We start from the raw sequence: 26,538 nt of genomic DNA, 5'->3' as shown, positions 1-26,538 counted from the left end.
GACGCTAGCCGCTCACCTTGAGGATCCGCTGCTCGACCAGCACCTCGGCCAGGGCGACCCGCTCCTCCCCGGTCAGGCCGCCGGGCAGCTCCCGCACGTAGAAGGCGCCGGTGCGGGCCACGAACTCCAGCGCGGGCCAGGCGATCATGTTGGCGGCCACCAGCGGTTCGCCCGACGGGGAGAGCAGCTCGACCTGGTTCCCGTCGCGGCGGGTGGTGAGCAGCCCGGCGCGCTCGTTCACCACGCGGCGGGTCAGCGTGACGGTGCGATGGTCGTACCAGACGTCGGGGAGCGGGCAGCCGAAGAGCTCCTCGTAGCGGTCGCGGAACTCGGCGAACGTGGCCGCCGGGGTCTCCCCGGCGGGCTCGTCCGGCGTGCCGGGGTCGTTGCTCGGGCTGTGGTGGACGTACCGGCCGAAGTAGGTGCGGCAGAACTCGGTGTACAGGCCGGTGAAGAGGATGAAGTGGTGCCAGGCGTCGTCGACGCGCGTCGAGTGCATCATCCAGATCCGCGACCGGTCGACCTGCGTGAGCACCAGGTACTTCTTCGCCTCGGCGAACAGCTCCGCGGCCTCCTCCTCCGTCGCGGCGACGCGCTCCTTGACGAGCCGTTCGAGCAGGTAGGGCGCCTGGTGGTCGAGCGCGGCGAGCGGGGTGTCGGTGATCATCGCGGTTCCCCTACTCCGGCGACGACTTCACGCGGCAGGACGAGATGCACACGCTGCTGCAGTCGCGGCAGGTCATGCAGGGGCTGTGGCAGTCGGCGCGCTCGGTCTTGACCCGCAGGTGCAGCCGGCCCGTCCGGATCTCCCCGGCGTCCTCGGCGGCCTCCGAGGTCAGCGACGCCTCCGCCGTGCCGGCCTGCCGGCGGACGACCTTGGCGTCCCGGCGTACCCACAACACCTTCGCGCCGAAGAGCAGGATCTCCTCGGGCACGTCCTCGATGTGCAGGACGTCGCTCAGCGGGATGTCGAGGGCCGAGTTCAGATCCTCCAGGCTGGGATACAGCGTGACGCATCCGTCCCGGTACGGCGGGCCCACGTAGCCCCAGAACGTCATGGTGTCCGGGGAACCCTCCTGGAGCAGCTTGACCAGGAGAGGATGCGCCTCGGGCCCTTGCACGGCTTTGCTCATGGCGGTACTCCTCGTTCCCGGCGAGCGTGACATCCCGGACCCGGGAGCGGCGGCACGACGCGCCGCCGCTTTGCCGAACCCGGGGCCGCGCCGGGCGGGCTCAGCCGAGCTCGCCCTGTGCCGCGCCCGGGGCGTTCGCCTCGGCGAAGACGCCTGCCTGCTCGGACGCCGGTGACGGCGGCTGCTCCATGAGCGCCTGGATCGCGGACCTGCGCTTCTCCAGGCCCACTTCGTCGATGCTGATCCGCCGCCGGTTCCGGCTCTTGTCTTCGGTCATGCTGGGCAACCGTAGTGAGCCGCACGTCAACGCGGGGCAACGGCATCGTCTTGTTTGGGCGCGGTCGCCCCGGCCGGACGGCGCCGCGACCTGGTCTGTTCCGGTTTTCCGCCATCGAGGTCGGCGGCCGGTCCCCATGGTGGCCCGCACCCCGGCTGCCTAGCGTTGACCCCCGTGATCAGTCTGCAGGGTTTGACCAAGCGGTACGGCGACCGGACGGCGGTGGACGACCTGTCGCTGGAGCTGAGACCCGGCGCGGTGACCGGGTTCCTCGGTCCCAACGGTGCGGGGAAGTCCACCACGATGCGGCTCGTCCTCGGGCTCGACCGGCCCTCGGCGGGCACCGCGCTCGTCGGCGGCGTGCCGTACCACCGGATCAGGAACCCGCTGCGGACGGTCGGCGCGCTGCTCGACGCGCGGGCGCTGCACCCCGGGCGCAGCGGCCACGCGCACCTGACCGCGCTGGCCCGCAGCAACGGCATCCCCGTGCGGCGGGTGGCCGAGGTGCTGGAGAGCGTCGGCATGGCCGGCGCGGCGGGCCGCCGGGCCGGGGCGCTCTCGCTCGGCATGAGCCAGCGGCTCGGCATCGCCGCCGCGCTGCTCGGCGACCCGGAAGTGCTGCTGTTCGACGAGCCCGTCAACGGGCTCGACCCCGACGGCGTGCGGTGGGTGCGCCGGCTCATGCGGTCGCTGGCCGCCGAGGGCCGCACGGTGTTCGTCTCCAGCCATCTGATGAGCGAGATGCAGCTCACGGCCGACCACCTGGTGGTGATCGGCAAGGGCCGGCTGATCGCCGACGCGCCCCTGGCCGAGGTCATCGGGCGCAGCTCGCTGACGGCCGTGCTGGCCCGCACCCCGCACGCCGGGGAGCTGGCCGGACGCCTGCGCGCCGCCGGGATCGCCGCCGAGCGCGTCGCCGAGAACGAGGTCGTCGCCACCGGCGCGCCGGTCGAGCGGGTGGGCGACCTGGCCTACGAGGCCGGGATCAGGCTGCACGGCCTGCGCACCCGGGAGGCGTCCCTGGAGCAGGCCTATCAGGAGCTGACGGAGAGCAGCGTGGAGTACGGGACGACGGAGGCGGGCGCGTGACGGCGGCGTTGTGGCAGGCGGCACGGGCCGAGTGGGGCAAGTTGTGGTCGGTCCGGTCCACGTGGTGGTGCCTGGCCGGCGCGGCGGCGCTCATGGTGCTGACCGCCGTGGCCCTGGCCGCGGCCGCCGCCACCGAAGCCGTGCGAGAGGGGGTGCCCGGCGCGCGGGTGACGGCGAGCGAGTCCGTGGTGTCGGCCACGTCGTTCGTGCAGTTCGCGCTGGTCGCCCTGGCCATGCTGACGATCACGTCGGAGTACTCCTCGGGCGGCATCAGGGTCACGCTGCAGGCCACGCCGGTGCGCGGGCTCGTGCTGGCCGCCAAGGCGCTGGTGGTGGCGCCGGTGATGGTCGCCGCCGGGGTGCTGTCGGGGGCGGTGGCGACGGCGGCGGTCTACGTGGTGCTGCAGGCCGACGTGTTCGGCGGGCTGGTCGCGCTGCCGTTCGGGGAGGCCGTGCGGGACGTGGCGGGCGCGGGCGTGTTCTTCGCCCTGGTGGCGGTGACGACGCTGGGCGCCGGGGCGGCGATGCGCAGCGCGGCGGGCACGCTGACCGTGATGTTCATGCTGCTCCTCGGCCTGCCGCTGGTGCTGTTGATGACCGGGAGCCAGGCGGCGCTGGATGCCTCGCTGCGCATGCCGACGTTCGCCGGGCTGGCGTTCATGGGCAGTGTGGACAACCTGACCGGCGGGCCCGTTCCGTACTCGGCGGGGGAGGGTCTGGCCTGGCTGCTGGGCTGGGCGGCGGCGGCGCTGGCGGCGGGCTACGCCGTGCTGCGCCGCCGCGACGCCTAGACTTCGGGCCCGTGTCGGACAACTTCGGGCCCATGCCGGACAACCAGGAGAACCCCGGCAGCCGGGCGGTCAACGCCTTCGGGCCCATGCCGGACAACCGGGAGAACCCCGGCAGCCGGGCGGTCAAGGCGCTGGCGGGGGTGCTGGCCGGGATGGCGCTCGGCGTGGTCGAGCTGGCCTTCCTCTGCGTGGCCTGGCCCGCCTGGCTGGTCCCGGCCGCGCGCCCCCTGGCCCGGCGCGGCGCGGCGCGGCTCATGGCGCTCGAACGCGCCCGGCTGACCCGGTGGTTCGGCCACCCCGCCCCCACCCGCGACGGCGGCTACGCCTACCTCGCCGCCCGCGCCGCCCTGGGCGTGCTCGGCGGGTACGGCTGCGCCGTCGCCCTGTTCGTCGGCGGCCTGCTGCTGGGCGGCGGGGCGTGGGACCTGATCACGGGCGGCTCGGACCCCGTCCCCGTCGAGCTGCCGGGCGTCAGGATCGTCACCACCGGCGGCATGCTCGGCCTGACCGGCGGCGTGGCCCTGCTGACGGTGACCGCGCTGCTCGCCCTGGCCGCCGGCGTGCTCGAACGCCGCATGGCCGCCCATTTCCTCGGCCCCGGCGGCCGGGAGCTCATGCGCCGCCGCATCGCCGAGCTGACCGCGACCCGCTCGGGCATCGTCCGGGCCGTGGACGACGAGCGCCGCCGGATCGAACGCGACCTGCACGACGGCGTCCAGCAGCGCGGCGTGGCCCTGGCCATGCTGCTCGGCCGGGCCCGGCACGGCCACGACCACGACCGGACCGCCGAGCTGGTCGACCAGGCCTACGCCGAGTCCCGCCGCCTCCTGGACGAGCTGCGCAGCGTCGCCTGGCGCATCTACCCCACCGCCCTGGACGAGCTGGGGATCGAGGCCGCGCTGGCCGGGGTGGCCGAACGCGCCGCGGTGCCGGTCACCGTCCACTACGGGCTGTCGGCCCGGCCCGCCACGGAGATCGAGACCGCCCTGTACTTCGTGACCAGGGAGGCGATCACCAACGCGGTCAAGCACGCCCGCGCCCATGACATCCTGGTCGTGGTGGGCGAGGACGAACGGACGGTGAGCGTGGCGATCTCCGACGACGGCGGGGGCGGCGCCGATCCGGCGGGCGGCGGCCTGGCCGGGCTGGCCCGCCGGGTCCTGGCGCTCGACGGCGCGTTCACCGTGGACAGCCCGCCCGGCGGGCCCACGAAGATCGTCGCCACGCTGCCCAAGGAGCCGTCGTGCGGCTGATCCTGGCCGACGACTCCGTGCTGCTGCGCGAGGGCCTGACCCGGCTGCTCGCCGAGGCCGGGCACGAGGTCGTCGCGGCCGTGGGCGACGCGCCCGCGCTGCTGGCCGCCGTCGCCGGCCATCGGCCCGACGTGGCGGTGATCGACGTGCGCATGCCGCCCGGCCACAAGGACGAGGGGCTGCGGGCGGCCCTGGAGATCCGCGCGCGCTGGCCCGAGGTGGGCGTGCTCGTCCTGTCCCAGTACGTCGAGCCCCACTACGCCGCCACCCTGCTGGCCGGGCCCGCCGAAGGGCTCGGCTACCTGCTGAAGGACCGGGTCTCGGAGGTGGCCGACTTCCTCGACTCCCTCGACCGCGTCCGCGCCGGCGGCACGGCCTTCGACCCCGAGGTGGTGCGGCGGCTGCTGGCCCGCACCAGCCACGCCGACCCGCTGAGCCGGCTCAGCCCGCGCGAGTCCGAGGTGCTGGCGCACCTGGCCCAGGGGCTGGTCAACGCGGCCATCGCCGAGCGCCTGCACGTCTCGGCGTCCACCGTGGAGAAGCACGTCAACGCCATCATGGACAAGCTCGACCTGCCGCGCGACACCGGCTACAGCAGGCGGGTGCTGGCGATCCTGCGCTACCTGGAGGGCTGACCCGCAGACCGGGCCGGTGGTCACACGTCGATCACGCGGGGCAGCGCCGGCGGGTTCGGCCGCGGCCGCCACTCGCGCGGATAGCCGAGCGAGACCTCCATGAACGGCACGCCGTCGTGGTGGGTCAGGCGCGGGATGTGCAGGTGGCCGTACACGACGGCGGCGGCGTCGTATTCGCGGTGCCAGCGGGCGGTGCGCTCGGTGCCGCACCACTGCGCGAACTCCGGATGGGTGAGCACCCGCGTCGGCTCGCGGACCAGCGGATAGTGGTTGACCAGCACGGTCGGCAGCCCCGGCGGCCGGGCGGCCAGCCGCGCCTCGGTGTACTCGACCCTGGCCGCGCACCAGGCGTCCCTGCCCGGGTGGGGGTTGGGGTGGAGCATGACCTCGTCGGTGCAGACGATCCCCGCGTCGTAGGCCGTGCGCAGGGCCTCCTCCTTGGTGGTCGCGCCCTCCGGACGCCAGGTGTAGTCGTACAGGACGAACAGCGGCGCCACCGTGACCGGGCCGCGCGCCCCCTCCCACACCGGGTACGGGTCCTCCGGCGTGAGCACGCCGAGGTCGCGGCAGAGCTCCACCAGGTACCGGTAGCGCTCCTCGCCGCGCAGCCGCACCGGGTCGCGGGCCGGCGTCCACAGCTCGTGGTTGCCGGGCGCCCACACCACCCTGGCGAACCGGTCGGCCAGCAGCCGCAACGCCCACGCGATGTCCGTCGTCAGCTCGCCGACGTCGCCCGCGACGAGCAGCCAGTCGCCGTCCGACCCGGGGCGCAGCTCCTCGACGAACGCGCGGTTGTCGGGATGGTGCACGTGCAGGTCGCTGACGGCGAGCAGGCGGGGAGCGGTGATCACGTCTCGGATCGTACGCCGCCCGCGCCGCGACGTGGCGCGGGGTCCACCGGCAGGTTGATCATCGCGGCGGCGGGTAGGTACGTCACCTGCCCGCACCCGGAAGAGGACCGCCATGACGACCGCGCCGACCCTCGTGCTCTCCGACGGCCGCGCCATGCCGCGCCTGGGCCTCGGCACCTGGCCGATGGACGACCGCCAGGCCCGCCAGGCCGTCGGCCACGCGCTCACGCTCGGCTACCGGCTGATCGACACCGCCGCCAGCTACGGCAACGAGCGCGGCGTCGGGGCGGCGGTCGCCGAGTCGGGCGTGCCGCGCGAGGAGCTGTTCGTCACCACGAAGCTGCGCGGCGCCCAGCACGGCTACGACCTGGCGCTGCGCGGGTTCGAGGAGAGCCGGTCCCGCCTCGGCCTCGACCACGTCGACCTCTACCTCATCCACTGGCCGCTGCCCGGCCACGGCCTGTTCGTCGACACCTGGAAGGCGTTCGTCCGGCTGCGCGAGGAGGGGCTGGCCCGCTCGATCGGCGTCTCCAACTTCACCCCGGAGCAGATCGAGCGGGTGGTCGACGCCACCGGCGTGTGGCCCGCGGTCAACCAGGTCGAGCTGCACCCCGGCTTCCCGCAGCCCGGCCTGCTCGCCTGGCTCACCGGGCACGGCGTGGCGACCGAGTCGTGGAGCCCGCTCGGAGCCGGCGGCAAGCTGCTCGACGACCCGGCCGTCACCGAGATCGCCGCCGCGCACGACCGCACCCCCGCGCAGGTCGTGCTCCGCTGGCACGTGCAGCTCGGCGCCGTGCCGATCCCCAAGTCGGCCGACCCCGGGCGGATGCGCCACAACCTGGAGGTCTTCGACTTCGAGCTGTCGCACGAGGAGATGGCGCGCATCTCGGCCCTGGGCGGCGGCGGCAGCCGCCTCGGCGGCGACCCCGACCACCACGTGGAGCTGTGACTCCACCAGCGGCCCCCGGTCAGCGTTCGTAGACGATCCTGCCGTCCACCATCGTCATCGCGACCGGCACCTCGGGCAGGTCGGCCGGGTGCGCGTCCAGCAGGCTGTCGTCGAGCACGCACAGGTCGGCGACCTTGCCCGTCTCCAGCGAGCCCTTCCACGACTCCGCGCCCTCCTGCCAGGCCGGGGTGCTGGTGTAGGCGCGCAGCGCCTGGTCCAGGGCGAGCCGCTGGTCGCGCGCGCCCTCGACGGCCCACCGGGTGGCGGCCGCGGCCACGCCGTGCCGCCAGTCGGGGGTGAGCATGGGGGCGTCGGAGCTGAGGCTGAGCCGTACGCCGGCGGCCAGCGCGTCCCGCACCGGCCAGGCGTGCCCGAGCGCGGCCTGGCCGAGGGCGTCGCGGAGCATGGGGGAGGCGGCGGCGGCGATGCCCGGCTGGGTGGTCAGGCCGATGCCGGCCGCGGCCATCGTCTTGAGGGTGTCCGGATGCAGGACGTCGCCGTGGACGAGGTAGTGGCGCCGTCCCGGGGCCCCGGCCAGGGCGCGGGTGACCGTCCTGGTCGCGCGGCTGCCGGTGGCGTGCACCGCGACCTGGTGGCCGGCCGCGGCGGCGGTCTCGATCATGGTCGTCAGGGCGGTCTCGCGTTCGTCCTCCGAGCCGCCCTCGACCAGCGGGATGCCGTGCGTGCCGTCCTCGTACGGCTCGTCGCTCCAGGCGGTGCGCATCGGCGGGATGCCGTCGGCGAAGATCTTCACCCCGGTCACCTTGAACCAGCCCGGCACCTCGGCGGGCGGCGTCAGGTCGCGCAGCCCGGCGACCAGGCCGGGCAGTGAGCTGCGCCCGTCCTCCTCGGCGAACAGCAGCAACGCGCTCACCCGCGCCTTGAGCTCGCCCCGCGCGGCCATCCCGGCGTACTCGCGCAGGACCTCGACGCCGAAGCGCCCGCCGCCGTCGTGCTCGCAGGGGCCGAGGCCGGGCTCGGTGTAGCTGGTGATGCCCAGGGAGGCCAGCAGGTCGCCGGCGCGCTGGATCGCCGCCCGCCGCTCCTCCTGCTTGCCCAGCCGGGAGTCGGGGACGAGGTCGGCGGCGCCGGTCAGGCGGTCCAGCAGGAGGTCGGGCCAGCGCAGGCCGAGCCACGCGCCGTGCAGGTGGCTGTCGTTGATGCCGGGCAGCACCGATCTGCCGCGCAGGCGCACGACCCGCGTCCCCGGGCCCACCATGGCCTGGACCTGCAGGGGAGTGCCGACCCTGACGATGCGTCCGTCCTTGATCGCGATACCGGACGCGAGATGGCCGGCCGCGTTCATCGTGTGGACGACGCCGCCGGTCATGACCAGATCCGCCGACCTGTTGTCAGCCGCAGATTTCATATCCGCTCCGCTCTGGACACTCTCATTTCCATCCGCATAACGTACATGGAATCAGATACGATTTCGTGCCGGGAGGTGACGATGCCTCTACCTTTCGAGGCACGGCGCATCATCGATCGGGCCCCTCGCGGACCGGCGCACGCGCCGGCCGCCGCGGCCGACGACCGCCGCCGGAGCCGCTGATGGGCGCTCCCGCGGCCGACGTCCTCGACGTACGGGGCCTCAGCGTCTCCAGGGGAGAGGTGCCCGTCGTGCACGAGGTCAGCCTCGGCGTCGCGCCCGGCACGGTCACCGTGCTGCTCGGCGCGAACGGCGCGGGCAAGACCACCCTGCTCGACGGCATCGCGGGCCTGGCCCCCGCCGCCGCCGGCACGGTCACCCTCGCCGGCACGCCCCTGACCGGCCTGCCCACCTACCGCCGCGCCCAGGCCGGACTCGGGTACGCCGAGCAGGCCCGCACCGTGTTCCGCACGCTCACGCTGGAGCAGAACCTGCTCGTCTCCGGCGACGGCGACCCGGCCATGGTCTACGACCTCTTTCCCGAGCTGGACCGCAGGCGCACCCTGCCGGCCGCCAACCTGTCCGGCGGCGAGCAGCAGATGCTCGTCATCGGCCGGGCGCTGATCGCCGGGCCCAAGGTCGTCCTCATCGACGAGATGTCGCTCGGGCTCGCGCCGGTCGTGGTCCGCCGCCTGATGGGCTCGGTGCGGGAGCTGGCCGAGCGGGGCATCGGGGTGCTGCTCGTCGAGCAGTTCGCCAACCTGGCGCTGGAGATCGGGGCCCGCGCGTACGTGCTGCGCAAGGGCCGGGTGGTCTTCGAGGGCCCGTGCGAGGAGCTGCGCGGGGCGCAGGACCGGCTGCACGAGTTCTACTTCGGCGCGGTCACCGACGACGGCCTCGCCCGGGCGGCCGGCACGGAAGGCGGGAGCTGATGAACGCGCTGCTGAGAACCTGGGGCCCCGGCCTGGGGCTGGCCGTCGCGGCGTGCGCGGTGCTGCCCTGGGCGCTGCCGCCGTACTGGATCTACCTGGCGGTCGCGGCCGTGGTCAGCGGCGTGCTCATGCAGAGCTACGGCGTGATCGTCGGGCGGGCCGGGGTCATGTCGCTGTGCCAGATGTCGTTCGCGGCGATCGGGGCCTGGGTGGTGCTGCGGCTGAACCTGGCCGACGCGCCCGGCGGCTTCCTGCTGTGGCTGGTGCTCGGCGGCCTGGCGGCCGTGCCGGTGGGCGTCGCGATCGGGCTGCCCGCGCTGCGCATCCGGGGCGTCAACCTCGCCGTCGTCACGCTCGGCTTCGCCGTCTCCACCGACATCGTGCTGAACGCCAACCAGTTCCCCGGCACGACCGAGCTGAAGACGCTCGTCCGGCCGGAGCCGTTCTCCTCCGACGCGGCGTACTTCGTGCTGGCCATGGCCGTGTTCGTGCTGATCGCGATCGGCCTGGCGCTGGTCAACCGGACCAGGATCGGGCGGTCGTGGCTGGAGCTGCGGCACTCCGAGCGGGCGGCGGCGGCGCACGGCATCTCCGTGGCCCGCAGCAAGCTCACGGCCTTCGCCATCAGCGCGTTCATCGCCGGCATCGGGGGCGGGCTGATGGCGGGGCAGCTCGGTCTCGTCGTATCCGGAAATTTCGCGATGATGCAGTCGCTGGCGCTGTTCGCGGTCGCCGTGCTCATCGGGCCGCACAACACCGAGGGCGCCGTCCTGGGCGGCATCTTCGGCGCGGTCATGGCCACGGTCCTGGAGAAGCTGCGCCTGCCGCAGGACCTCGGCGGCATCCTGTTCGGCGTCATGGCGATCTTCGCCCTGCGCAGCGGGGTCAGCCAGACCGACTTCACCCGCGCCCGCAGGCGCGAGCGGGCCGCCCGCCCGCTGCTGGAGGCAGCGTCCGCCACGCCCGCCGAGGAGCCCGCCCCGGTTCCTCCGGCGGCGGGCGAGGGGAACGTGCTGGAGATCCGCGGGCTGAGCGTGCGGTTCGGCCAGGTCGTCGCCCTGGACGGCGTGGACCTGACCGTGCCCGCCCTCGGCGTCTCCGGCCTGATCGGCCCGAACGGCGCCGGGAAGTCCACGCTGATCTCCGCGGTCACCGGCTTCGCCGCCCGCTACGAGGGCTCGGTCGTGCTCGCCGGGCAGCCGCTCGACCGGCTCAGCCCGAGCGTCAGGGCCCGGCGCGGGCTGCGCCGCACGTTCCAGACCACCGCCATCGCTGCGGAGCTGACGCAGGAGGAGTACCTGGCGATCGTCGCCGGGCGGCGCCTGCCCAGGCAGGAGGCGGAGGAGGTGCTGCGCTTCTTCGGCTGCCCGCCCGGCGAGGTGCCGGTCTCGATCCTCGACGCGGGCACCAGAAGGCTGCTCGACGTCGCCGCCGCGATCGCCGCCAGACCGAAGGTCGCGCTGCTCGACGAGCCGGCCGCCGGCCAGTCCGCCGCCGAGTCGCTGCGGCTCGGCCACCGCCTGGCCCAGGTCCCGGCCCGCTTCGGCGTGTCGATCCTGCTGGTGGAGCACGACATGGATCTCGTACGAGCCGCCTGCGGCCAGGTCACGGTGCTGGACTTCGGGCACGTGATCGCCTCGGGGTCGACGCTCGACGTCTTGGACGCACCGGCCGTCAGGGCCGCCTACCTCGGCACCGTCTTGGAGGAGACATCGTGAAACGCGTACTCGTGGCCCTGCCCGTCCTCGGCCTGCTGACCGCTCTGACGGCCTGCTCCGGCGGCTCGGGCACCGACGGGCCCATCAAGGTCGGGGCCGTCAACGGCGTCACCGGCCTGTTCCAGACCCCCGAGGTGCCGCAGGCGGTCAAGGCCGTCTTCGAGGAGGTCAACAAGGCCGGCGGGATCAACGGCCGCAAGATCGAGCTGATCAGCAAGGACGACGCGATGAACCCGCAGCGCTCCACGGAGGCGGCGCGCGAGCTGATCGACTCCGAGGAGGTCGTCGCGTTCGTCGGCTCCTCCAGCGCCGTGGACTGCGGGCTCAACCGGGCCACCTACAGCAAGGCGCAGATCGTCTCGATCCCGGCCGTGGGCGTGGACCCGGCCTGCTTCACCAGCCCGAACATCGCCCCGGTCAACCCCGGCCCGTTCAAGCTGCTGACCGCGATGCTCTACTACGCCTCCGAGACGCTCAAGCACGACAAGGTGTGCCTGGCCTTCACCGTGCTGCCGGGCAGCGGCGGCGGCATCGACGCGGCCGTCAAGGAGTGGAGCGACATCACCGGCAAGACGCTGGCGGTCAAGGACACCTCGGTCGGGCAGGGCGACCCGACGCCGTACCTGGTCAAGCTCAAGAGCGGCGGCTGCCAGGCGGTCGTCTACAACGCCCAGGTCGGGCCCTGGTTCGCCCAGGCCAAGACCCAGGGCATGCAGGACGTCGACTTCATCCTCATGGCCAACGCCTACACCGACGCCAACGCCGCGCTCATCCCGGCCGGCATGAAGGCCCAGGCGGGCACCGAGTGGCAGCCGTACACCGACGAGACGCTGCCGGGCAACGAGCGGTGGGCGAAGATCGTCAACGACAACAAGATCCAGAAGACCGCGTTCAGCCAGGGCGGGGTGATGGCGGCCGACGTGTTCGTCCAGGTCCTCAAGACGATCAAGGGGGACATCACCCGGGAGTCGGTGACCAAGGCGTTCAAGTCGATGCAGCCCATCACCTACCCCATGGTCGGCACGCCCTGGGTGTTCGGCCCCGGCCAGACGCACAACCCCATCGAGGGCAGCCGCTTCGTCAAGGCCGAGAACGGCGAGTGGACGGTGCTGCCCGAGGGCTTCATCGTCCCGAAGCGGAACGGCTGATGCTCGACTCCGTGGTCGCGGGCCTGACCAGCGGCGGCGTGTACGCGCTGCTCGGGCTCTGCGTGGTCCTGACCTACCGGCTCGTCGCGGTGGTGAACTTCGCGATGGCGGCCGTGGGCGCGATGGGCGCCTTCGTCATGGTCACCCTCACCGACGCCGGCCTGGACGTCTGGCTCGCGCTCCCGCTCGGGGCGCTGGCCGGCGGGCTGGTCTCGGCGCTGCTCGGTCTCGGCCTGGTGCGCTGGTTCGGCGAGCACGACCTGCGCACGAAGGCGGCCGTCACCGTGGCGGTGTTCGTCGCGCTGATGTCGGTCGGGCTGCGGCTGTTCGGCAACAACACCAGCGGCGCGCGGCGCTTCCCGCAGCCGTTCGACGCGCCCGCCTTCACCGTGGGCGAGGTGGTCGTGCCGCAGGCGGTGCTGGTGTCGCTGTCGTTCGCGGTGCTCATCACGGTCGGCGTGGGGCTGCTGCTCGGGCGCACCCGGGTGGGGCTGCGGCTCCAGGCGCTGTCGGAACGACCGGCCACCGCGCAGGTCGTCGGCATCCCCGCGCCGCGGCTCGCGCTGGCCGTCTGGGTGGCGATCGGCGCGGTCAGCACGCTGGTGATCGTCCTGGTCGCGCCGCGGCTCGGCGGCGACTTCTCCACGCTGGGCAACCTGGTCACGACCGCGCTGGCGGTGGCCATGGTGGGGGCGTTCAGCAGCCTGTGGCTGACGCTGGCCGGCGGGCTGCTGCTGGGCTGCCTGGAGGGGGTGACGGCCTCGCTGGAGGCGGTCCAGCAGTACCGCGGGGTGCTGCCGTTCCTGGTGATGGTGGCATTGTTGTGGTGGCGCAGCCGCCACCAGGTCTGGGACTCGGAGGCGAACGTATGACGGTCAAGGTCCCCCAGCGCCGGATCGGCGCGCACGGCCCCGAGGCGTCGGTGCTGTCGCTGGGGTCCTGGCACACCTACGACCGGATGGACTTCGGCGCGGCCGTCGAGCTGCTGCGGCACGCCGTGGAGATCGGCGTCAACCTGTTCGACGTGGGCGTCTACGGCCTGCCCGGACAGCGGCCGGTCTTCACCGACGTGCTCTTCTCGGCCATGGTCAGGGCCGCCGGGCTGGCCCGCGAGGACTACCTGCTGTCGGTCAAGCTCTGGCTGGACGACTATCCCGGGCGTCCGCTGCGCGACCAGCTCGAACGCGCGCTGCTGCGGGCCGGCACCGACCACGCCGACCTGGCCGTGGTCGGCGACGTCCACCGGGACGACCTCGACCTGCGCCGCCTGGCCCGCGAACTGGCCGCGCTGGAGGCGGAGGGGCTGCTCGGCTGCTGGGGCGTCAACAACTGGTCGGCCACCTCCATCCTGACCATCCGCAACCACGCCCGCGACCTCGGCTCGCCGGGGCCGCAGCTGGCCCAGCTCAAGTACAACCCGTGCCGCCGCTCGATCCCGGAAGGGGTGCCGTTCTCCGAGGTGTTCGACGCCGGCGTCTCGCTGCAGGCCAGCGACGTGCTCGAAGGCGGGCTGCTGGCGGGCAGGGAGAGGCCCGCCCGGCCGGTCTTCCCCGACCCCGGAGGCGTGCGCGCGCGGGCCGCGACGGCCGCCGCCGGGCTGGCCGAGGTGGCGGCCGCGCTGGAGGCGACGCCCGCGCAGGTGTGCGTGGCGTTCTGCCTCACCCATCCGGCGGTGGCCAGCGTGCTGTTCGGCGTCACCAGCACCGCCCAGCTCGCCGACAACGCGGGCGCGCTCGCCCTGCTCGACCGGGTCGGCGCGGCGCGGCTGCGCGAGCTGGCCGCGCCGTTCTGGGCCGACGCCGACACGGTGGACCCCGAAGGCCCCTGACGGCTCAGCGGGGGGCCTGGACCAGCCCCGCCCCCAGGTCCTCGGTGTCGGCGTCCGGGACGAACACGTCCGTCGCGGCGGTCAGCAGCAACCGGCCGGTGACCGCCGCGGCCCGCGCGCCGTCGCCGCCCGCCCGCAGCTCCTGCCACCACAGCGCCGCCGCCCCGGCCACGTGCGGCGCAGCCATGCTGGTGCCGCTCTTGCTGGTCAGCCCGCCTCCGGTACGGGCCGAGACCACGTCCACGCCCGGCGCGCACACCTGCGGGAAGGTGTTGGAGAACCGCGCGACCGCCAGCCGCCCGGACGGCAGCCGCTGCACCGCGCCCACGGCCATCATGCCCTCGGCGGCCGACGGCAGCTCCGGCCCGACCTCGAAGTCCGGCCGCAGCTCCCGGTGGCTGGCGTTGCCCGTGGCCGCGACGACGATCGTGCCGGCGCCGAACGCCGACCTGGCCGCGATCATCCGCATCAGCGAGTCGTAGAGCCGCAACGTGGCCCGGTACGACTCCAGCGCGATCGACGTGGCCAGGAACTGCGGCAGCCCGCGCTCCTCCAGCTGCCGCATGGCGGCCGGGAAGTCGATGCCGAGCGACATGGTGATGACGTCGGCGTCGTTACCGAGCGCCCACAGCAGGCCCTTGACGGTCGCGGCGGTCGAGCCCTTGCCGTCGTCGCCGAGCACCTTGCCGATCAGCGCCCGTTCGACGCCGGGCGCGACGCCGATGCGCATGCCGTCGACCGGGCGGCCGAAGACGGTGCCGGCGCAGTGGGTGCCGTGGCCGACCTTGTCGCCGCGGCCCGACCCGGTGAAGTCCTCCTCCACCAGCGTCATCCCGGTGAAGGCCGGGTGCGTGGCGTCGATGCCGGTGTCGAGGACGGCGACCACCGTCCCCGCCCCCGTACGGGTGGAGGCGTCGGCGCCCAGCGCCCGCACCCCCCACGTGACCTGCGCGCCCGCCTCGGACTCCGGCGGCGGGGCCTCGGCGTCCTCGGGCGCGCCCGGGACGGTGGTCGGCATCGGCCGGGCGACCGCGGCCACCGACGGGTCCCGCACAAGGTCGGCCACCTCCCGCTTGCCGAGCCCGGTGACCTCGACGTGCGGCTCGCTCGGCGTCTCGGCCACGGCGGCGGCCCGCTCGAACGGCGCGGCCATGCGGGTCCTGCTCAGATCGCGCAACACGATGAACTGGTCGGCCATCGTCTTCCCCTCCCGGGAGTAGCCCACCCCTGTGATGTCAGGCGTACTCCTGCCGGGGTCGCCTGGCAACAGCCCGCGGCCGCCGGCCGGCGACGAGCACGGCCACGATCGCCAGCAGCAGCCAGGCCGAGGTCAGGACGATCAGCCAGGTCCAACCGGCGTGGCCGTAGACGGCGCTGCCGGCCGTGCCGCCCGCGCCGCTGCCCAGGTAGTAGCACAGGGTGTAGATCCCGGCGGCGCGGCCGCGGGCGGCCGGCGGGGCCTGCGCGGCGACCCACGCGTTGGCCACGGCGTGCGCGGCGAAGAACCCGGCGGTCAGCACGGCGAACCCGGTCACGACCGCGGCCAGGGGGCCGAGCGCGGTCAGCGCCGAGCCGGCCGCCGTCACGGCCAGGGCGGCGACCAGGGCCGCCCGGCGTCCCAGGCGGTCCGCCAGCCGGCCGGCGGCGGCCGAGGAGGCGGTGCCGAGGGCGTAGGAGAGGAACACCAGGGAGGCCACGGCGGGGGAGAGCGACAGCGGCGGCGCGGACAGACGGAAGGAGGCGGCGTTGTAGAGGGCGACGAACGCGCCGACGCCCAGCGCCCCCACCGTGTACGGCGCCAGCAGCGCCGTCCCGATCCGGCCACCGCCCCCGGCGCGCGGGGCGCGGAGGACGGGCGGCGGGGCGGGCAGCGTGCGGGCCGCGTACGCCGAGCAGAGCAGCGACAGGCCGGCCACCACCAGCAGCGCGCCGCGCCACCCCCACGGCCCGGCGGCGAACCCGGCGCCCAGCCGGCCCAGCATCCCGCCCACCGAGTTCCCGGCGATCATCACGCCCACCGCCCCGGCCAGCCTCGCCGCCCCCACCAGATCGGCCAGGTAGGCCGCCCCGACCCCGGCGAACCCGGCGACCGCCACCCCCTGCGCCGCCCGCATCGCCACCAGCACCGGGAACGTCGGCGCCAGCGGCAGCGCCAGCCCGATCAGCGCCGAGGCCAGCACGGACCACACGATCATCCGCCGCCGCCCGACGACCTCCGCCAGCGCGGCCAGCGGCAGCACCGACACCGCCAGCGCCGCCGTGGCCACGCCGACGGCCAGCGACGCGCCGCCGGGGTCGAGCCGGAAGTCGGCGGCCAGCTGCGGCAGGACGGGCTGCGGCGCGTACAGCAGGGCGAAGGAGGAGACGCCGGCCGCCGCCACGGCCGGACCGGCCCGCCGGGTGCCGACTCGTTGAGCTTCGATGACCGCCACGCCTGGAAACGCTAAGCAAGGCTAATAAATACGTCCAATGCGGAAATGGGCCATAATTCATGCTGTGGTGGATGAATCCGATCTCGTGGACGAGCGGCTGGCCGCCGGGCTGGCTCCCACGCTCGCCCTGCTGGCCGCCGTGGGGGAGACCGGGCACGTCACGCGGGCGGCCGAGCTGCTCGGCATGCCGCAGCCCACCGCCAGCCGCCGCCTGGCCGCGCTGGCCGACCTGGTCGGCGCGCCCCTCGTCGTCCCGTACGGGCGGGGCATCCGCCTGACCAGGGCCGGGCGCGTCCTGGCCGCCGCCTCGGGCAGGGCGCTGGCCACCATGGAGTCGGCCGCCCGCGAGGTGCGCGAGGAGATCGACCCGGGCAGCGGCCGGATCGTGCTCGGGTTCCTGCACCTGCTGGGCCGCACGCTCGTCCCCTCGCTCATCCGGGGCTTCCGCGAGCGCCACCCGGGCGTGCGGTTCAGCCTGGCGCAGGGCTCGCGCCAGGACATGCTGCGCGCGCTCGCCGAGGGCGAGATCGACCTGGTGTTCGTCGCGCCCCTGTCCGGCGGCGACCCGGGCCTGGCCGGGCACCCGCTCGCCGACCAGGAGCTGGTGCTGTCCGTGCCGCCCGGCCACCGGTTCGCCGGACGCGCCCGGGTGCGGCCCGCCGAGCTGGCCGGTGAGGAGCTGGTGACGCTCGAACACGGCTACGGCGTCCGCCAGATCACCGACGACCTGTGCGCGGCGGCCGGGTTCACGCCCAGGATCGCCTTCGAGGGACAGGAGTCGGAGACCGTGCGCGGCCTGGTGGCGGCCGGGCTCGGCGTGGCCGTGCTGCCCCGGCTGGCGCCCGCCGAGGGCGTCGTGCAGGTCCCGCTGTCGCCCCCGGTGTTCCGGACGATCGGGGCGTGCTGGCCCGCCGGGGCCCGGCTCACGCCCGCCGTGCGCGCCTTCCTGGACCACGTGCGCTCCGGCGCGGCCGACGTCGGCCCGGGGTTGCGGCCCTGCTGACAACCCGTCCTCGCAGAAGTAGTTGACGGCTCATCGATTCTGTATGGAGACTTCAGCTGCACACGCCCTTCTGCGGATGGGGACGACCATGCCTGCCGAGTCGTTCAACGCCGGCGTCCATCTCACCGACCGCCTGGTCGAGGCCGGGCACGGCGACCGCGTCGCCGTCGCCGGGCCGCTGGGCGCCATGACGTACGCCCAGCTCGCCACGCACGTCGCCGAGCTGGCCGGCGGGCTGCGGGTGATGGGCGTGCGGCCGGAGGAGCGGGTGCTGCTCGTCCTGCCCGACCGGCCCGAGACGCTGATCACGATCCTGGCCGTGCTGCGGATGGGCGCGGTGGCCGTCCCGGTGCCCGCCCTGTACGACGGGGCCGAGCTGGGCGCGCTGATCCGGGACTCCAGGGCGCGGATCGTGGTCTCCGCGCCCGAGTTCGAGCCGGCCGTGCAGGAGGCGCTGCTGTCGGCGCCCGAGGTCGTGGCGCTCGTGCTCACCGACGCGGGCCAGACCCCCGGCCACGTCGCGCGCATCGCCACCGCGACCGGAGCGGGCCCGTCGGCGGCGGTCGAGCCGGGCGTGCCGGTCTGCCTGTGGTCGGACGTGCTGGAGGCCGGCCGGGGCGCGACCGGCTCGTACGACACCTGGCCCGACTCGCCCGCGCTGTGGCTCTACACCGCCGGCACCACCGGCGCGCCCAAGGCGGCCATGCACCGCCACGGCGCGCTGCGCGACGTCCACGAGGCGTACGGGCGGCAGGTGCTCGGCCTGCGCCCCGAGGACCGGTGCTTCTCGGCGGCCCGGCTGTTCTCCGCCTACGGGCTCGGCAACTCCTTGATCCTCCCGCTCGCCTCGGGCGCGACCACGATCCTCGACCCCTCCGCGCCCACCCCGGGCGGCGTCGTCGAACGCCTGCTGGCCGAGCGCCCCACCCTGTTCTTCGCCGGCCCGCCGCTCTACGCCGCGCTGCTGGCCGCCGAGGCCCCCAAGGACGCCTTCGCCTCGGTCCGCCTGGCCGTCTCCGCGGGCGAGGCGCTGCCCGCCGAGCTCCACCGCCGCTTCACCGGCCGCTTCGGCGTGGACCTCATCGACGGTCTGGCCTCCGCCGAGTCGCTGCACGTCTTCCTCTCCGGCCGTCCGGGCCAGGGGCGCCCCGCCGGCTCGGGCGCGGTCGTGCCCGGCTACGAGGTGCGCCTCCTGGACGAGGCCGGCGCGCCCGTCCCCGACGGCGAGCCCGGCCACCTGTACGTGCGCGGCGACTCGATCGCCACCGGCTACTGGTGCCGCACCGCCGGCACCCGCCAGGCGTTCCAGGGCGAGTGGCTGCGCACCGGCGACACCTGCGCCCGCGACGCCGACGGCTCCTACCGCTTCCTCGGCCGCTCCGGCGACCTGGTCAGGACGGGCGGCGCCTGGATGTCACCCCTGGAGGCCGAGGCCCGCCTGCTGGAGCACCCCTCGGTCGCCGAGTGCGCGGTGGTCGCCCACGCCGGCGACGGGACGGACCGGCCGGTCGCCTGCGTGGTGCCCAGGCCGGGCCGCCCGATCGACGCGGACGAGCTCATCGCGTTCTGCCGCGCGGGCCTGGCCGCCGGCCGGCTCCCGCACGAGGTGCTGGTCCTGGACGAGCTGCCGAGGACGGCGACGGGGACGATCCAGCGCGCGGTGCTCCGGCAACTGGCCGCCGACCTGCTCGGCAAGTGACCGCCCCCGGACTCAGAAGGCGTCGCGCAGCTCGCGCTTGAGCACCTTGCCGGAGGCGTTCTTCGGCAGCGCGTCCACGAACACCACGTTCTTGGGCGTCTTGAAGGAGGCCAGCCGCTCGCGCAGGAACGCGTTCAGCTCGGCGGCGGTCAGCCCCGCGCCCTCGCGCAGCACCACGGCGGCCGTCACGGCCTCGATCCACCGCTCGTCCGGGACGCCGAACACGGCCGCCTCGGCGACCGCCGGATGCTGGTAGATGACCTCCTCCACCTCGCGGCTCGCCACGTTCTCGCCGCCGGACTTGATCATGTCCTTCTTCCGGTCGACCACCGAGAGGTAGCCGTCGGCGTCCATGACGCCGAGGTCGCCGCTGTGGAACCAGCCGCCGCGGAACGCCTCGGCGGTCTTGTCGGGGTCGTTCCAGTAGCCGAGCATGGCGTGCGGGCTGCGGTGGACGATCTCGCCGACCACGCCCGGCGCCACCGGCCGGTCCTCGTCGTCGACGATCCTGGTCTCGACGTTGAGCGCGGGCCGCCCGGCCGAGCCCAGCCGGGTCAGCTGCTCCTCGGGGCGCAGGATGGTGGCCAGCGGCGCCATCTCGGTCTGGCCGTAGAAGTTGAACAGGCGCACGTCCGGCAGCCGGGCCGAGATCTCCTTCAGCACCTCGACCGGCATGATCGAGGCGCCGTAGTAGCCCTTGCGCAGCGAGGACAGGTCACGGCGGTCGAAGTCGGGGTGGCGCAGCAGGGCGATCCACACCGTGGGCGGGCAGAACAGCTTGGTCGCGCGCTCGCCCTCGATGGTGGCCAGGATCGAGGCCGGGTCGGCGCCCGGGAGTACGAGGTTGGTGGCGCCCAGGTAGATGCCGGGCGTCAGGAAGCAGTGGAGCTGGGCGCAGTGGTAGAGGGGCAGCGCGTGCACCTCGACGTCGTCGGAGCTCATCTCGCCGTCGACGACGCAGCTCACGTACTGGGCCAGCAGGCTCCCGCTGGACAGCGTGGCGCCCTTGGGCCGGGACTCGGTGCCGCTGGTGTACATGAGCTGGATCGGGTCGTCGGCGGCGATCTCGACCTGCGGCTCGGCGTCGTCGCCGCGCCAGGTGGAGAAGGACTCCCAGCCCTCGGCCGCGCCGATCACGCCGCGCACCCGCACGGCCGGCCCGGCCGCGGCCTCGGCCACCGGCAGCAGCGCCTCCTCCGCCAGCATCCCCGTCGCGCCGGAGTGCTCCAGGATGTAGGCCACCTCGCGCGGCCCGAGCATGAAGTTGATCGGCACGGAGATCGCGCCCAGCCGGGCCAGCGCGAAGTAGGCCACCACGAAGGCATGGTTGTTATGGCTGAACAGGGCGAACCGGTCGCCCTTGGCCACGCCCCGCGCCGCCAGCGCGTTGGCCGTGCGGTTGACCTCAAGGTCGAGATCGGCGTAGCTCTGGCGGACGTTGCCGTAGATCACGGCGGTCTTGGCGGGGAACCTGGCGGCCGAGCGCCGCAGGAGGTCGCCGATCGTGTGCTGGCGCGTGGTCATGCTGGGCACCCCCATGCCGAATGATGTTCGGCGATCGTACCCGACGAAGGAGGCGCCCGCCGACCCCCGGCGGACGCCTCCTCGGGCTCACCCTGGCTGGGTGACGCCGTTGACCTTCAGCGTGTACGGCGCGTACTGCTGGACCTGCTCGGTCGGCTCGTCATAGGCCACGATCGCGACCACCGACGGGAAGACCGCGAACGGCGCGAGCTGCAGCCGGTTGAGGCTGATCGAGCCCTTGCCGTCGAACTGGGCCTGCAGCACCACCGAGTGCCGCTCGTCCAGGCCGACCAGACGCACGTTCCAGTTGCTGACCGGCGTCGGGGAGATCTCGGTCGGGGAGTCGAACGGCTCCAGGCTGGCGCCGTCGCTCACCGCCGTCGCGCCCACCGTGACGTCGTCGATCTTCCAGCCGCCCTCGTTGACCCCGCCGTCGCTGACGTACTGGAAGCCGACGAGGATCTCCTTGCCCGCGTAGGCGGACAGGCTGTAGGTGTGCGGCTGGAACCCGGTGGTGGTGCCGTTGACGGCCGGGCCGAGCGGGCCGGCCACCGTCTTGTCACCGGGGATCGCGGTGTAGGTCTTGCCGCCGTCCGTGGAGACGATCACGTAGCCGTAGTCGAAGCCGGACTCCGCGCCGTACTTGGCGAGGAAGCGCAGCGTCGGGTCGGCGGCCGGGACCGTCACCTTGGTCACCGCGGCGACGTTGAGGTTGCTGGCGTTGCCCGACCACAGCACCGGGTTGCCCGCGCGGTCGGGGTCGTCGGAGACGACGGTCCAGGCCAGCGGGATCGGCGGCAGCGTCTTGGCGCCCTGGAAGGACAGCGAGGTCGGCGCCGCGCCGCCCGGCTTGCGGATCTGCACGTAGTCGGCGCCGTTCGGGGCCGCCCCCGGGGTGTTGTACGCGGCCGGGTTGGCGAGGTTGACCGTGGAGTTCAGGCTCGCGGTCGTCACCCGCTTCTTCGGCACGCCCAGCACCACGCCGTGGCTGCCCACGACCTTGTCCACCAGCACCATCGTCTGGTAGTCGTGCAGCACCTGGTACAGGTCCGTGCTGCCGAGCGCCGCCTTCACGCTGGCCAGGCCCTGCAGGGAGCCGTCACGGTGCAGCTTGGACAGGAAGTCCGCGCCGTACCGGTCGTACAGGAACAGCATGAACGAGTACGCGTTGCCGTAGTCGGCCAGCACCGCGTCCGGGTTGCCGCCGTCGCCCCACAGGTTGAGCGAGTTCTGCGGGCCGCCGCAGTTGCGCGGGTTCGGGTTGTACGGCGTCTGGACGATGCCGAAGCCCTGGAAGCAGTTGATGTGGTTGTCGAAGCCCTTCTCGAACACCGTGGCCTTGGGGTTGCCGTAACCCGTCACCGAGATCGCGAAGTCCGACAGGCCCTCGTTCATCCAGGTGGTCTCGAGCGGGTCGGTGTAGTAGTGCAGCAGGTGCTGCCACTCGTGGGCGAAGACGCCCTCGTACTGGAAGGGCCGGGCCGAGCGCGAGGTGCACACGTCGGAGGTCGGGTTGTCCGGCGGGTTCGCGCCGGTCCTGTGCAGCCAGTCGAACGCGTCGATCGTCATCACGTTGCGGTCGAGCAGCTCGTTGTACTGCGAGGAGAAGAAGCCCGCGATGTACGTGGTCGCGGCCGGGAAGGTGTAGTAGTTGTCGTCCCGGACGTTGTCGATCAGCGTCACCGTGCGGTCGCCGGCGCCGGTGTAGACGCCGCCGTTGCCGTTGGCGTCGGGGCCGAGCACGGCGTTCGTGCCGTCCCGGTCCGGCGGCGTGCTGAAGGTCGCGGTCTCCTTCGGGTACATGTTCGTGTCGAACTGCTGCACCAGGTTCGCGACCTGGGCGTCGGTGATCTCCGTCGTCCCGGGCACCTGCATCCGGCAGTCGCCGGCCGGGAAGGCCAGGTCGTTGGCGACCCAGACCTCGATCTTGTCGCCGACGCCGCGCAGCGTGTAGTCCTTGCGGTACAGGCGGCCGTTGTAGTCGTCCGTGGCCAGCCACTGCCGTACGGTGCCGACCGGCGGCGTCTCGGCGGCGGCCTTGGCGGTGGCCTTGCGGGCCTCGTACTTCGCGGGGACCTTGACGGGCTTGCCGTCGAGGGTGAAGTCCTTGCGGGTGAGCTCCTTGACGTCGCTCGGCGGCGCGGCCGTGGCGGCCGCCTGCGGGGACTCGGCCGACGCGGGTATCGCGGTCAGCGTGGGCAGTAAGAGAAGTGCGGCAGCGATTCCGATGATTCGGGTGCGCGCCATTGAACCCCCTAGGTATGGGTGTTGCCCGGATGGAACAGGGGTGACATCCGGTAATTACCGGAACCGAATTGGCGCGCGCAATGGGGGCATTTGCCAACAAAACGCGGTGGAATTGGCGATCAAACCAGAACGGCCAGCCGCCGGTACGACTCCAGCCGCCGCTCCAGGTCGTAGGTGTTCATCGTGACCAGCACCTCGTCGGCGCCGGTGGCTTGCACCAGCGAGCCCAGCGCGACCGCCACCTCCGGCGCGGTGCCGTGGATCTGGCCCTTCAGCGCCTCCGCCAGCAGCGCCCGCTCCCGCCCGGTCAGCTCCAGCCGGGCGATCTCCTCGGCCGGCGCCAGCGGCGGGAACGCGCCGCTGGTGCGCGAGCGCGCCGTGGACCACGCCTCGGGCAGCTGGAGCAGCGCCGCCTCCTCGCGGGTCGCCCCGACCGCCACGCTGACCGCCGCCATCACGTACGGCCGCGCCGCCCACTCCGAGGGCCGGAACCCCGCCCGGTAGCGCGCCGCCGCCTCCACCGCCCGCGGCCCGGCCCCGATCACCATGGGCAGCCCGAGCTCCGCCGCCAGATCCGCCCCCGACCCCATGGCCAGCACGAACACCTGCGGACGCAGCCCCTCGGCCGGGACGGCGTGCACGCCCGGATGCGTCCGCTGCCCGCCGGTGAAGTACCCCAGCAACTCGCCGACCTGGTCGCCGAACCCGTCCGCGGCCTCCTTGCCCTGCCCGAGCGCCCGCCGGACGCCGCCGGTGAACCCCACGGAACGCCCGAGCCCCATGTCGATCCGCCCCGGGTGCAGCGACTCCAGCACGCCGAACTGCTCGGCCACCACCAGCGGCCGGTGGTTGGGCAGCATCACGCCGCCGGTGCCCACCCGGATCCGCCCGGTCGCCGCCGCGACGGCCGCGGCCAGCACGGTCGGCGCCGCCCCCGCCACGCCGGGCACGCTGTGGTGCTCGGCCACCCAGAACCGGTGGTAGCCCAGCTCCTCGGCCTGCCGGGCGAACGCGACGGTGTCCCGCAGCGCGGTGGCCGCGTCGGAGCCCCGGCGCAGGAGCGAACGGTCGAGAATCGAGTACAGGGTCACGCCTGCGTGCAACACCGCACGCCCCGGGATCAATCCAGCGGGTCCCACGCGACGGCGTCGTAGCTGGAGAGCAGCCGGGCCAGCGTCGGGCCGTCCTGGCGCAGCGGGACGCCGTCGACCTCGCCGACCGGGACCACGCCGTGGGAGTTGCACAGGAACACCAGGTCGAAGCCCGGCAGGTCGGCGACCCGCAGCGGGCGGCGCTCCTGGGGCACGTCGATGCCTTCCAGCAGGCCCATGGCGGTGCCGCGCAGCATCGGCGCGTCCGGCCACACCAGGCGCCCGCCGGACCAGCCGCCGACGTTCGTGATCGCGCCCTCGCTGATCAGGCCGCCGGCGGTGGTCAGCAGCGCCTCGTCGAAGCCCAGGGGCGCGACGGTCCGCCGCAGGTGCGCCTGGGCGAACCCGGCCGCCTTCTTGATGTGCGGCAGGTAACGCTGGTAGACGACCGCCGTGACGCGCTGCGGACGGGTGGAGACCTCGGTGGGCGGGGCGGCCGTGGCCACCACGCGCGGGCGGCCGTCGTGCTCGACGACGTAGACCCGCACGCCCGCGTCGCGCAGGTCGTCGCCGAGCACGGCCCGGATCGCGCCGAGCACCGCCTCAGGGTCGAGCCGGGCGCCGAACAGCTCCAGGTTGGCCGCCGCCAGCCGCTCCAGGTGCAGGGCCAGGCCGCGGGTGCGCCGGTCTCTGACCTGCATCGCGGTGAAGTGCCCGTAGCGGGCCTCCAGCGCGAAGCGCGCGTCGGCGTCCACCGGCCTGCCCTCGACCACCGCTCGTACGATCATGTGTCCAGCATGTCCTGTCCACCGGCCCCCGCGCGCATGATCGTGAAGGGCGCCAGCTCGCCGAGCCCGCGCACCGACAGCCGGTCGACCGCGCGCAGCAGGAAGGCCCGGTCGCCCTCCAGCTCCTCGGCCATCTCGGGGTCGGCCAGGATCGTTCCCGGCAGGGAGAGCGCGGTGAGCCGGCTGGCCAGGTTGACGGTGGTGCCGAACACGTCGCCCATGCGCCAGATCACCGGCCCGGCGGCCAGGCCCACCCGCAGCTCGGGCATGTCCCGGCCGCGGTGGGTCTCCACCAGGCGCAGCGCGATCTCGGCCGCCACGTGCGACTTGTCGGCCACGAACAGCACCGAGTCGCCGAGCGTCTTGACCACCCGCCCGCCCGAGGACGTGACCACGTCGGCCGAGCGGCCCTCGAACCTGTCGACCAGCCGGGCCAGCTCGGTCGCCGTGATCTGCCGGCTGAGCCGGGTGAAGGCCACCAGGTCGGCGAACCCCACCGCCATGCGCACGGCGCTCATGTCCTGGTCGGCCAGCCGGCCGGCGGCGGCGGCGAGCTGCCGCTGCCAGGCGTAGACCAGCAGCCGCGCCAGGTCGGGCACCACCCGCTCGGCCCGCCGCCGCCAGGCCCGCGGGCGTTCGGCCAGCGGCACGCCCGCCTGGTCGAGCGCCTCGGCGCCCAGCTCGGCCTGCGACTCGGCGAGCCGGGCCGTCGCCCGCCCGATCGAGCGGGCCATCAGCAGCATGTGCTCCTCGTCGTAGGCGCCGGAGCTGACCATCGCGAGCATGGTGCGCAGCGCCTCGACGTCTGAGTCGGTGAACTCGACCGCGTCGTCGGCCACGTTGGCGAACCCCAGCGCCCGCCACAACCGGCGCGCCCGGTAGACCGGGACCCCGGCCATGTGGGCCACCTGGTGGCTGGTGTAGCGGCGCGGCGCGCGCAGGAACGCCTCCGCCACCCCGTCCCCGTCCTCGCGTGACACGCGTGCAACATAACACCCTGTGGCGGGCGTCACTCCAGGAGGGCGCGCAGGGCGGGCCGCTCGGCGTCGGGCAGGTGGACGGCGTAGTAGTCGTACATCGACCGGCGCAGCAGGCGCGCGGCCGAGGCCCCGTCGCCGGCGCGCACGGCGGCCAGCACCTCCTCGTGGTGCCGGATGCTGCGCCGCATCAGCGACTCACGGTCGGGCGCGTCGGCGATCTTCCCGGCGATCAGCCCCAGCACGACCGAGCGGACCACGTCGGTGCAGACCTGGATCAGCGTGTTGCCGCTGGCCGCCACGACGACGTCGTGGAAGGCCACGTCGGCGGCGCTGAAGGCGTCGTGGTCGGACGCCGTGGCGGCGCGCATGGCGGCGCGCATGTCGGCGATCGCCGCCTCCATCGCGGCGAGCTGCTCGTCGGTGCGCAGCCGCGCGGCCAGCAGCACGGCCGAGGAGTCGAGCACCATCCTGAACTGCACCAGCTCGGCCAGCGACAGCTCGGCCACCCGCGCCAGCGTGGTCATCGACTTGTGTAATGCGGCGGGGGAGAACGGCAGCACCTCCGCGCCGTTGGGATCGCCCGGCCGGGACCGCACCAGGCCGCGCGCCTGGAGCACGCGCAGCGCCTCCCGCACCGTGGAGCGCCCGACCGAGAACTGCACCATCAGCTCGCGCTCGCTCGGCAGCCGCGCCCCCGGCCCGAGGGCCCCGCTCTCGATGGCCTCCTCGACCTGTTCCACGACCCGCTCGTAAGCGCGTACGGCCCGCACCGGCTCGAACCGTGCACCCATCGGAAGCCCC

Annotated in this window: 25 protein-coding genes; 12 read left to right on the top strand and 13 right to left on the bottom strand. The window is 73.9% G+C overall.

From position 1 onward, the window contains the following. Positions 1-4: 4 nt before the first annotated feature. From ABT158_RS05720 to ABT158_RS05710, 3 genes are all read right to left on the bottom strand, one after another. Positions 5-667: a glycine-rich domain-containing protein gene (locus ABT158_RS05720; protein ID WP_352351269.1), complete on the bottom strand. Its 663-nt coding sequence runs from the start codon at positions 665-667 to the stop codon at positions 5-7. Positions 668-677: 10 nt separating this feature from the next. After that, a complete protein-coding gene (locus ABT158_RS05715) occupies positions 678-1,133 on the bottom strand; it encodes a hypothetical protein (RefSeq protein ID WP_352351267.1) in 456 nt (151 codons plus the stop codon). Positions 1,134-1,233: 100 nt separating this feature from the next. Continuing rightward, positions 1,234-1,410 carry a hypothetical protein gene (locus ABT158_RS05710; RefSeq protein ID WP_352351265.1) on the bottom strand — a complete coding sequence of 59 codons (177 nt, stop codon included), beginning with the start codon at positions 1,408-1,410 and terminating at the stop codon, positions 1,234-1,236. A gap of 174 nt (positions 1,411-1,584) precedes the next feature. Between ABT158_RS05710 and ABT158_RS05705 the strand changes: the two genes are divergently transcribed. From ABT158_RS05705 to ABT158_RS05690, 4 genes are read left to right on the top strand one after another with little or no spacing between them, the layout of a single operon-like run. Beyond that, positions 1,585-2,499 carry an ATP-binding cassette domain-containing protein gene (locus tag ABT158_RS05705; protein WP_352351264.1) on the top strand — a complete coding sequence of 305 codons (915 nt, stop codon included), beginning with the start codon at positions 1,585-1,587 and terminating at the stop codon, positions 2,497-2,499. Beyond that, positions 2,496-3,290 (top strand): ABC transporter permease, encoded by a 795-nt coding sequence (locus ABT158_RS05700; protein ID WP_352351262.1) that lies wholly within the window; start codon positions 2,496-2,498, stop codon positions 3,288-3,290. Before ABT158_RS05705 ends, ABT158_RS05700 begins: the two co-directional genes overlap by 4 nt. An 11-nt stretch (positions 3,291-3,301) precedes the next feature. Beyond that, positions 3,302-4,543, top strand: coding sequence for a sensor histidine kinase (locus tag ABT158_RS05695; protein WP_352351260.1), 1,242 nt, complete (start codon positions 3,302-3,304; stop codon positions 4,541-4,543). Further along, positions 4,534-5,178, top strand: coding sequence for a LuxR C-terminal-related transcriptional regulator (locus ABT158_RS05690; RefSeq protein ID WP_352351258.1), 645 nt, complete (start codon positions 4,534-4,536; stop codon positions 5,176-5,178). Before ABT158_RS05695 ends, ABT158_RS05690 begins: the two co-directional genes overlap by 10 nt. 20 nt (positions 5,179-5,198) lie before the next feature. On the opposite strand, the gene ABT158_RS05685 is transcribed toward ABT158_RS05690, so the two are convergent. Next, positions 5,199-6,026, bottom strand: coding sequence for a metallophosphoesterase family protein (locus ABT158_RS05685; protein ID WP_352351786.1), 828 nt, complete (start codon positions 6,024-6,026; stop codon positions 5,199-5,201). A gap of 115 nt (positions 6,027-6,141) precedes the next feature. Between ABT158_RS05685 and ABT158_RS05680 the strand changes: the two genes are divergently transcribed. Continuing rightward, positions 6,142-6,978 (top strand): aldo/keto reductase, encoded by an 837-nt coding sequence (locus ABT158_RS05680; RefSeq protein ID WP_352351256.1) that lies wholly within the window; start codon positions 6,142-6,144, stop codon positions 6,976-6,978. A 19-nt stretch (positions 6,979-6,997) separates the two neighbouring features. On the opposite strand, the gene ABT158_RS05675 is transcribed toward ABT158_RS05680, so the two are convergent. Next, positions 6,998-8,347 (bottom strand): amidohydrolase, encoded by a 1,350-nt coding sequence (locus tag ABT158_RS05675; RefSeq protein ID WP_352351254.1) that lies wholly within the window; start codon positions 8,345-8,347, stop codon positions 6,998-7,000. Positions 8,348-8,529: 182 nt separating this feature from the next. Here ABT158_RS05675 and ABT158_RS05670 point away from each other — a divergent pair, with 182 nt between their 5' ends. From ABT158_RS05670 to ABT158_RS05650, 5 genes are read left to right on the top strand one after another with little or no spacing between them, the layout of a single operon-like run. Continuing rightward, complete coding sequence (locus ABT158_RS05670; RefSeq protein WP_352351252.1) at positions 8,530-9,279, top strand: ABC transporter ATP-binding protein; 750 nt, start codon at positions 8,530-8,532, stop codon at positions 9,277-9,279. Beyond that, complete coding sequence (locus tag ABT158_RS05665; protein ID WP_352351250.1) at positions 9,279-10,997, top strand: branched-chain amino acid ABC transporter ATP-binding protein/permease; 1,719 nt, start codon at positions 9,279-9,281, stop codon at positions 10,995-10,997. The genes ABT158_RS05670 and ABT158_RS05665 overlap by 1 nt, the downstream gene beginning before the upstream one ends. Further along, complete coding sequence (locus ABT158_RS05660) at positions 10,994-12,145, top strand: ABC transporter substrate-binding protein (protein WP_352351248.1); 1,152 nt, start codon at positions 10,994-10,996, stop codon at positions 12,143-12,145. The genes ABT158_RS05665 and ABT158_RS05660 overlap by 4 nt, the downstream gene beginning before the upstream one ends. Further along, positions 12,145-13,017 (top strand): branched-chain amino acid ABC transporter permease, encoded by an 873-nt coding sequence (locus tag ABT158_RS05655; protein WP_352327509.1) that lies wholly within the window; start codon positions 12,145-12,147, stop codon positions 13,015-13,017. Before ABT158_RS05660 ends, ABT158_RS05655 begins: the two co-directional genes overlap by 1 nt. Further along, positions 13,014-13,973, top strand: coding sequence for an aldo/keto reductase (locus ABT158_RS05650; RefSeq protein ID WP_352351246.1), 960 nt, complete (start codon positions 13,014-13,016; stop codon positions 13,971-13,973). The genes ABT158_RS05655 and ABT158_RS05650 overlap by 4 nt, the downstream gene beginning before the upstream one ends. A 4-nt stretch (positions 13,974-13,977) precedes the next feature. Here ABT158_RS05650 and ABT158_RS05645 read toward each other — a convergent pair whose 3' ends face one another. Continuing rightward, positions 13,978-15,171 carry a S8 family peptidase gene (locus tag ABT158_RS05645; protein WP_352351244.1) on the bottom strand — a complete coding sequence of 398 codons (1,194 nt, stop codon included), beginning with the start codon at positions 15,169-15,171 and terminating at the stop codon, positions 13,978-13,980. Between the two features lie 37 nt (positions 15,172-15,208). Beyond that, entirely contained in the window at positions 15,209-16,405 is a 1,197-nt protein-coding gene (locus tag ABT158_RS05640) for an MFS transporter (protein WP_352351242.1), read from the bottom strand. Positions 16,406-16,472: 67 nt separating this feature from the next. Between ABT158_RS05640 and ABT158_RS05635 the strand changes: the two genes are divergently transcribed. Both ABT158_RS05635 and ABT158_RS05630 read left to right on the top strand, forming a co-directional pair. Next, positions 16,473-17,408 carry a LysR family transcriptional regulator gene (locus tag ABT158_RS05635; RefSeq protein WP_352351240.1) on the top strand — a complete coding sequence of 312 codons (936 nt, stop codon included), beginning with the start codon at positions 16,473-16,475 and terminating at the stop codon, positions 17,406-17,408. A gap of 88 nt (positions 17,409-17,496) precedes the next feature. Then, positions 17,497-19,107 carry a benzoate-CoA ligase family protein gene (locus tag ABT158_RS05630; protein WP_352351238.1) on the top strand — a complete coding sequence of 537 codons (1,611 nt, stop codon included), beginning with the start codon at positions 17,497-17,499 and terminating at the stop codon, positions 19,105-19,107. A 12-nt stretch (positions 19,108-19,119) separates the two neighbouring features. Here ABT158_RS05630 and ABT158_RS05625 read toward each other — a convergent pair whose 3' ends face one another. The 6 genes from ABT158_RS05625 to ABT158_RS05600 form a co-directional block, all read right to left on the bottom strand. Beyond that, positions 19,120-20,631 carry an acyl-CoA synthetase gene (locus ABT158_RS05625; RefSeq protein ID WP_352351236.1) on the bottom strand — a complete coding sequence of 504 codons (1,512 nt, stop codon included), beginning with the start codon at positions 20,629-20,631 and terminating at the stop codon, positions 19,120-19,122. 87 nt (positions 20,632-20,718) lie between these two features. Then, a complete protein-coding gene (locus ABT158_RS05620; protein ID WP_352351234.1) occupies positions 20,719-22,878 on the bottom strand; it encodes a choice-of-anchor J domain-containing protein in 2,160 nt (719 codons plus the stop codon). Between the two features lie 119 nt (positions 22,879-22,997). Further along, positions 22,998-23,969 (bottom strand): LLM class flavin-dependent oxidoreductase, encoded by a 972-nt coding sequence (locus tag ABT158_RS05615; RefSeq protein WP_352351232.1) that lies wholly within the window; start codon positions 23,967-23,969, stop codon positions 22,998-23,000. 29 nt (positions 23,970-23,998) lie between these two features. Next, the gene (locus tag ABT158_RS05610) at positions 23,999-24,757 is read right to left on the bottom strand and encodes an aminotransferase class IV (RefSeq protein ID WP_352351230.1); all 759 of its coding nucleotides are present in this window, start codon (positions 24,755-24,757) and stop codon (positions 23,999-24,001) included. Then, on the bottom strand, positions 24,754-25,737 hold the full coding sequence (locus ABT158_RS05605; protein ID WP_352351228.1) for an adenylate/guanylate cyclase domain-containing protein: 984 nt from the start codon (positions 25,735-25,737) through the stop codon (positions 24,754-24,756). The genes ABT158_RS05610 and ABT158_RS05605 overlap by 4 nt, the downstream gene beginning before the upstream one ends. A gap of 29 nt (positions 25,738-25,766) precedes the next feature. Continuing rightward, entirely contained in the window at positions 25,767-26,528 is a 762-nt protein-coding gene (locus tag ABT158_RS05600; RefSeq protein WP_352351226.1) for a FadR/GntR family transcriptional regulator, read from the bottom strand. Positions 26,529-26,538 lie beyond the last annotated feature (10 nt).

The organism is Nonomuraea sp. NPDC001636 (genome assembly GCF_040298265.1).
In the GTDB taxonomy this organism is placed as follows: domain Bacteria; phylum Actinomycetota; class Actinomycetes; order Streptosporangiales; family Streptosporangiaceae; genus Nonomuraea.
This window is presented reverse-complemented; position numbering and strand designations above follow the sequence as displayed.

What these genes read in the sequence shown, in the direction of transcription:
- ABT158_RS05720 (WP_352351269.1), bottom strand. Translation starts at nt 667, where the DNA reads ATGATCACCGACACCCCGCTCGCCGCGCTCGACCACCAGGCGCCCTAC.
- ABT158_RS05715 (WP_352351267.1), bottom strand. Translation starts at nt 1,133, where the DNA reads ATGAGCAAAGCCGTGCAAGGGCCCGAGGCGCATCCTCTCCTGGTCAAG.
- ABT158_RS05710 (WP_352351265.1), bottom strand. Translation starts at nt 1,410, where the DNA reads ATGACCGAAGACAAGAGCCGGAACCGGCGGCGGATCAGCATCGACGAA.
- ABT158_RS05680 (WP_352351256.1), top strand. Translation starts at nt 6,142, where the DNA reads ATGACGACCGCGCCGACCCTCGTGCTCTCCGACGGCCGCGCCATGCCG.
- ABT158_RS05675 (WP_352351254.1), bottom strand. Translation starts at nt 8,347, where the DNA reads ATGAAATCTGCGGCTGACAACAGGTCGGCGGATCTGGTCATGACCGGC.
- ABT158_RS05670 (WP_352351252.1), top strand. Translation starts at nt 8,530, where the DNA reads ATGGGCGCTCCCGCGGCCGACGTCCTCGACGTACGGGGCCTCAGCGTC.
- ABT158_RS05665 (WP_352351250.1), top strand. Translation starts at nt 9,279, where the DNA reads ATGAACGCGCTGCTGAGAACCTGGGGCCCCGGCCTGGGGCTGGCCGTC.
- ABT158_RS05655 (WP_352327509.1), top strand. Translation starts at nt 12,145, where the DNA reads ATGCTCGACTCCGTGGTCGCGGGCCTGACCAGCGGCGGCGTGTACGCG.
- ABT158_RS05650 (WP_352351246.1), top strand. Translation starts at nt 13,014, where the DNA reads ATGACGGTCAAGGTCCCCCAGCGCCGGATCGGCGCGCACGGCCCCGAG.
- ABT158_RS05645 (WP_352351244.1), bottom strand. Translation starts at nt 15,171, where the DNA reads ATGGCCGACCAGTTCATCGTGTTGCGCGATCTGAGCAGGACCCGCATG.
- ABT158_RS05630 (WP_352351238.1), top strand. Translation starts at nt 17,497, where the DNA reads ATGCCTGCCGAGTCGTTCAACGCCGGCGTCCATCTCACCGACCGCCTG.
- ABT158_RS05625 (WP_352351236.1), bottom strand. Translation starts at nt 20,631, where the DNA reads ATGACCACGCGCCAGCACACGATCGGCGACCTCCTGCGGCGCTCGGCC.
- ABT158_RS05620 (WP_352351234.1), bottom strand. Translation starts at nt 22,878, where the DNA reads ATGGCGCGCACCCGAATCATCGGAATCGCTGCCGCACTTCTCTTACTG.
- ABT158_RS05610 (WP_352351230.1), bottom strand. Translation starts at nt 24,757, where the DNA reads ATGATCGTACGAGCGGTGGTCGAGGGCAGGCCGGTGGACGCCGACGCG.
- ABT158_RS05600 (WP_352351226.1), bottom strand. Translation starts at nt 26,528, where the DNA reads ATGGGTGCACGGTTCGAGCCGGTGCGGGCCGTACGCGCTTACGAGCGG.